This is a genomic window from Thermoanaerobaculia bacterium (assembly GCA_035260525.1).
In the GTDB taxonomy this organism is placed as follows: Bacteria; Acidobacteriota; Thermoanaerobaculia; order UBA5066; family DATFVB01; genus DATFVB01.
The window spans coordinates 1-4,200 of sequence record DATFVB010000260.1 but is presented as its reverse complement, the minus strand read 5'-3'; the positions used below and the strand labels follow the sequence as shown (position 1 = coordinate 4,200).

5 protein-coding genes and 2 tRNA genes are annotated in these 4,200 nt (G+C 67.8%); 6 read left to right on the top strand and 1 reads right to left on the bottom strand.

Annotation, left to right across the window (positions count from 1 at the left end):
- The first annotated feature begins 684 nt into the window (after positions 1–684).
- The 6 genes from VKH46_12680 (at position 685) to VKH46_12655 (ending at position 3,709) form a co-directional block, all read left to right on the top strand.
- Positions 685–1,416 carry a hypothetical protein gene (locus VKH46_12680; GenBank protein ID HKB71692.1) on the top strand — a complete coding sequence of 244 codons (732 nt, stop codon included), beginning with the start codon at positions 685–687 and terminating at the stop codon, positions 1,414–1,416.
- On the top strand, positions 1,413–1,634 hold the full coding sequence (thiS, locus tag VKH46_12675; protein HKB71691.1) for a sulfur carrier protein ThiS: 222 nt from the start codon (positions 1,413–1,415) through the stop codon (positions 1,632–1,634). The genes VKH46_12680 and thiS overlap by 4 nt, the downstream gene beginning before the upstream one ends.
- A gap of 384 nt (positions 1,635–2,018) precedes the next feature.
- A tRNA-Lys gene (locus VKH46_12670) sits at positions 2,019–2,094 on the top strand.
- A gap of 302 nt (positions 2,095–2,396) precedes the next feature.
- Positions 2,397–2,900: a hypothetical protein gene (locus tag VKH46_12665; GenBank protein ID HKB71690.1), complete on the top strand. Its 504-nt coding sequence runs from the start codon at positions 2,397–2,399 to the stop codon at positions 2,898–2,900.
- A gap of 31 nt (positions 2,901–2,931) precedes the next feature.
- A tRNA-Leu gene (locus VKH46_12660) sits at positions 2,932–3,017 on the top strand.
- Between the two features lie 332 nt (positions 3,018–3,349).
- Positions 3,350–3,709 carry a response regulator gene (locus VKH46_12655; protein HKB71689.1) on the top strand — a complete coding sequence of 120 codons (360 nt, stop codon included), beginning with the start codon at positions 3,350–3,352 and terminating at the stop codon, positions 3,707–3,709.
- 147 nt (positions 3,710–3,856) lie between these two features.
- Here the strand turns inward: VKH46_12655 and VKH46_12650 are convergent.
- Positions 3,857–4,200, bottom strand: a 344-nt coding sequence (locus tag VKH46_12650; protein ID HKB71688.1) for a hypothetical protein, incomplete at its 5' end; no start/stop codon positions are given.

The window sequence follows — 4,200 nt, the reverse complement described above, 5'->3', positions numbered from 1 at the left end:
CGTTCGGAGCGCCGCAGGGTCAGCGGCAAGGCGACGCGGCGAAGGCGATGCGGTTGCGATCGTCTAGCCGCGGCAACGCCGCCGATGGCCCTGCGCCGCCCGAACCCGAAGGGCGCCCGCACATTGCGAACGATCTCTGCGTCGCGCCCCGGGCCCGATGCACAACGGCATCTGCTCCCGGTGCGCGATATTGAGCTCATCCGCAAGCCGCAGGCGCGCCGCTACCGTTATTCTCGTTCCGGGGCACTCACGTACGCGCCGGTACGCCGCGGCCGCGGGATCGGGCAACCCGCATCCCGTCGGGCTCGCGCCTCGCCGCGCCTTCGACTCCTGGTAACCGAGTTGGCATTCGGCTCCACTCACGGTTGGAGAGCCGGCGGGCGTCCCGAACGCGTCTTCCAACCCGTCTCGGCGCGCCTCACTTTTGCCGAAACCGAAGTGTCTCGCGGCAACTCGCCGCCCTTCTCGTAGACGACTCCGTACGCGTGGCCGGGTCCGGGGCCTTTCGCACCGCGGGAGACCCTGCGCGAAGGGTATCCAGCGCAGCGACCGTGAGGTCGCAGCCGCGAGGCGGCCGGCGCGCGCCGCGCCGGGCGCGTCGACCGCCGAGCACGCCGGTGCGCGAGCTATCGAGCCAGCTCCCGCGACGGAGCTGGGTTAAGATCCGCGCGGGGCGGAGAGACTGTGATCACCGGATTCAACACGGACATCAAGCACGGCGACCGGGTCTTCCACGTGCAGACGGAGGACAAGGGGGAGGACAACCCGTTCGTCGAGTCCCTCGTGTACGTCGGGGGCGAGATCATCGCGTCCAAGAAGACCCCTTACGGCGATTCGATCAAGAACGGCGGCGGCCCGGCGGTCGTCCAGGAAATGATGGAGTCGCAGCACCGGAAGATGATCGCCGCCGTCCAGCGCGGCCGGTTCGACACGTCGGGCAGCGTGCCGGTGCCGCCGGCACGGGAGGAATCCTTCGAGCGGGCGCTCCCGGCGCCCGACGCCGAAGTGGAGATCCCGGCCGGCGCCGTCGTCGTCGAACGCTCCGCCAAGACCGACGAGAAGACCCTGGACCAGGTCATCCTCGATTACCTCGCCTCCGAAGTCTCGCAGGAGCACCTCGACCTGACGCTCTATTCCTCCCCCGATTTCTTCCTGGGAGAGAACGTCGAGATCCGGGTCAAGGCGGAGACTTCGCTCTCCCGCCGGCCGATCATCGGCGCCGGAATCCTCGTCAAGGTGATCTCGACGGTCGACAAACCGGCGGTCGTCTTCCAGGGGAAGACCGCGTCCGACGGCTCCTGCATCGCCCACTGCAAGCTCCCCGACTACCGGAACGGTAACGCCGCGCTCATCATCCAGGCGACTTCGGAAGCCGGGAACAACGAGATCAAATACCTCCTGAGGCATCGCCGGTGAGCGACGGGGCCGCGGAGATCCGCGTGCGCGTCAACGGAGAGGTCCGCGCGGTCGGGCCCGCGACGCGGGTCGCCGACCTCCTCGACGCGCTGGGCGTCGCGACTCCGCGCGTCGCGGTCGAGTACAACCGCGAGATCCTTCCGAAGGGTCAGTACGAGCAGACGCAGCTCCGGGAGGGTGACGAGCTGGAGGTCGTGACCTTCGTCGGCGGAGGGTAACCGTCGCGGGAGCGGGCTCGGGGACCGGGAGCGCGTGACGGGTTCGCGGCTCGCCGAACGAGCGGCTCGACCGCGAACCCGCCACCCCCTTCACCTTCGCTCCCGCTCCCGCATCGCGGAGCTTTCGCCTCGGTTACTTCGGGCGAACGCTTTCCGCGATGCGAAGAGCCCGGGGGCGCGACCGCGGACCATAAACGAAATCGGCAATCCGGTCCGTTCGCTCTTTTCGGAGTCGTCACTCCACCGTCATCGCGAGCGCAGCAGCCTGCCGCGCCGAAGCGTTCAAACGAAGGCGGAAGCGAAGCGATCTTTCGGTCCGCTCATCGGGCGATACCGAACTCGCTTGCGCCGCTTGGCCCTTTCCCGTATCCTTCCGGCTCCGTTGAGGCGTTAGCTCAATTGGCAGAGCAAGAGACTCTTAATCTCTAGGTTCAGGGTTCGATTCCCTGACGCCTCACCATTTCGGCCGCACGGCTCGCGCTCGAGGCGCTCGACCGCTGGCGGCCTCTCAGATCGCGAACCTCCTCCGCGCCGGGGGCTTGCGCACCATCGTGCGCTGCGCTTTCGTCCCGGCGCGGAGACTTTTCGCGATCTGCCCTCCGCCGCTCGGGCGAGAGGCCCTCGACGGCTCCGGGGCCCCTGGTCCGACGGGAGCATTCGCGACGCTCGCGCAGCTCGGATCGCGAAGAGCGGGCTACCGGGCGCGCCGAATCAGGCGCTTTTCTGGCACCGGGGTTGCTGTTCCTTCCTTCCGGAGGCCCGATGAGAAAGCTTCGACGTCTCGCGCCCCTTCTCGCTGCCGCGGTTTTCGCGCTCGCGGCCGGGGTCGGGTGCAACGACAACAGCGACCACGACACGACCCCGACGGGAGGCTCGCTCGCGCAGGTCCAGCTCGGCGGGCCGAGCGGCACCGTGACCTCCGGCTCGAGCTTCAACGTCGACGTGAAGGCGCGCAACCTCGGCTTCTCCGTGCTTCACGACGTCCGCGTCCACGTCGTTCTCCCTCCGCCGCTCGTCGTCGAAAGCGCGGAGGTGACGGCGGGCGGGGGAACCGTGTCGATTTCCAACGGGGTCAACGGAGGGACCGTCGACTACGTTTTCGGGACGATCGACAAGAATTCCCAGTCGACCGGAACGATCCACGTCCACGGGACGCTCGCCAGCGGGACGAACAACGTGCCGGTCACCGTGACGGCGGAGCTCACTTCCGACGAGGTGCACTCGGGCGACGCCGTCGCCTCGGTGACGATCACGCTCCAGCAGTAGCGCTCGCGCGTCCTCGGTTTATCCTAGGGCGGCGAGAATGGCGGAACGGCAGACGCGCAAGACTTAGGATCTTGTGCCCGAAAGGGCGTGAGGGTTCGAGTCCCTCTTCTCGCACCATCCGCCTTCGCCGTGTCGAGCGCACCGCGGCTGCCGACGCTCCGCCGCGACATTCGGAAACGTCCACCGCCGTGAACGCGAAGGAGGATGCCGCGCCATCGCTCGGCGAAGACGAGCGACGGCGGGCGGGTGCCGCGCCATCGAAGTCGCGCCGAAACTTCAGTGAAGGCGGAAGCTCGGCGAAGATGAGCGACGGCGGGCCGCTTCAGCCGGTATCTTCTGATTCCCCGGAAATCCGTTCGATATTCGGCGAAGTTTTCCATGGCACCCATCCTGCAGTTCCGTCCAGCGGACGGTTCGTGCGACCGGCCTTGCCGCGAAGGGAGGCCAGGGTGAATCCGGTGCTGATCGTGGAGGACAACGCGGAGATCCGCGAAGTGCTCGAGGAAATACTGAAGGCCGAAGGGGCCGAGGTCGCCACGGCGGCCGACGGCGCCGAGGGCCTCCGGCGTCTGGCGGACGCTCCTCGCCCCTGCCTGGTCCTCCTCGATCTCAAGATGCCGGTCATGGATGGCTTCGAGTTCCTCGAGAGAAGGAACCGCGAACCGGAGCTCGCGAAGATCCCCGTGATCATGCTGACGGGTACGGCGGAGCTCGCCGGACGGGAAAAGGAGCTCAACGTCCAGGGTTTCGTCCGCAAGCCCTTCGATCCCGCAGTCCTCATGACTCTGGTTCGAGAGCACTGCGACTGATGGGAGGGAAGTACTTCTGCGCGACCTGCTTCTCCGACCGGCGGCGGCGGCTCAGCGCCGCGTATCGCGGGTCGGAACGGAGATACCCGGCCTCGGAGAATCGCGACCGCTGGTCGCGCCGCCGGGACGACGTTCCGGAGATCGGATTCAGTTCCGCCCGCGCTCGTTCTCGGCAGCGATCATCGCGTTGAGCGCGGTTTCTTCCTCGACGACGTCCGCCCCCCGGCGGCGGAGCTCCGCGATCTGGGCGCGCAGGCTTTCCTGATCGCGGAAGAAGACTTTCGTCTCCTCGCCGTCCTCGCTCCGGTAGTGGATCTCGGCGCCGACTTCGGGCTCGTCCCGCAGGAGCCGGACGAAGCGGGCGCGGGGCGCCGCGATCATCGGGATCGTCGCCGATCGGGCCGCGGGACTCCCGTTCCTGGATCGAAGCATGCCGCTCATCGGTGCAATCTCGCTGCCATGACGGAGCCCCTGGGGACGGAGGTGGCGGT